This is a genomic window from Streptomyces sp. SM1, from assembly GCF_002910825.1.
Taxonomy (GTDB): domain Bacteria; phylum Actinomycetota; class Actinomycetes; order Streptomycetales; family Streptomycetaceae; genus Streptomyces; species Streptomyces okerensis.
Window position 1 is genome coordinate 1 of the sequence record NZ_NEUB01000273.1, and the last position, 1,193, is coordinate 1,193.

1 protein-coding gene is annotated in these 1,193 nt (G+C 73.0%); it reads right to left on the reverse strand.

The window, feature by feature from the left end:
• Positions 1–1,044 (reverse strand): LacI family DNA-binding transcriptional regulator (locus B9S61_RS06440; RefSeq protein ID WP_103541349.1); only part of this gene is annotated, 1,044 nt, incomplete at its 3' end.
• Between the last annotated feature and the right edge of the window lie 149 nt (positions 1,045–1,193).

Below are 1,193 nucleotides of genomic sequence, written 5' to 3' on the forward strand. Positions count from 1 at the left end.
CCCCCGAGGCCCCGCCACAGACCCCCGCACCATCAACTCCCCCCGGACCACGGCGATCCCCCCGGGCGGCGCCTCCTCCCGCCCCATCGCGATCCGCCCGGCCCGGGCCCCCGACTCCGCCAACGGCAACCGCACCGTCGTCAGCGCCGGCACCGCGTCGACGCTGAACGGCAGATCGTCGAACCCCGCCACCGACACATCGTCCGGAATCCGCATCCCGGAGTCCCGCAGCGCCGCACACGCCCCCAGCGCGACGGAGTCGTTCGCCGCGACCACGGCCGTCAACGACGGGTCCCGCCGCAGCAGCTCGAGCGTGGCCTCGTACCCCGACCGCCGGTCGTACCGCCCGTGGACGGTCCACCGCGCGTCCTCCTCGATCCCGTGCGCCGCCAGCGCCGCACGGTGCCCCTCGAGCCGGTGCCGCGTCGTCGTCCGTTCCAGGGGCCCCGCGATGTACCCGAGCCGCCGGTGCCCCAACCCGATGAGAAGCTCGGTGAGTTCCTGCCCCCCGCCCCGGTTGTCGAAGGTCAGCGCGATCGCCCCGGTCTCCGGCGCCTGCGGCCGCCCGCACAGCACCACCCGCGTCCCGGCCTCCGCCAGCTTCCGCAGCTTCGCGTCCATCGCCGCCCTGTGCGGCGCGTCCTCGATCGCGCCGCCGGTCAGCACCACCGCCGCCGCCCGCTGCCGCTGGAGCAGTGTGAGATAGGTCAGTTCGCGTTCGGGCGAGCCCCCGGTGTTGCACACGACCGCGAGTCTCTCCCCGCCCGCGCGCCCGCCCGGCCCTCCGATCTCCCCCTGGATGGCGCTCGCCATGATCCCGAAGAACGGGTCGGCGATGTCGTTCACCAGGATGCCGACCAGGTCGGACGTGGCGGCGGCCAGGGCGCTCGCGGGTCCGTTGAGCACGTAGTCGAGTTCGTCCACGGCCTTCAGCACCCGCTCGCGGGTGGACGCGGCCACGGGATAGTTCCCGTTGAGCACGCGTGACACCGTCGCGGGGGAGACCTGTGCGCGAGCCGCCACGTCCGCCAGGGTCACCGTCATGTCTCGTCCTCCGGTCGCGCGTCTCGTCGTGGTTCCGAGCAGACCCTACGGCTCCACGCCCGTTTGTTCGCCCCCTCGAACAACTCGGCCGCGCGACGACCCTTGTCCACAACGGCGTTCAGAGGCTAACTTCCCCTTACGTAGAAAGC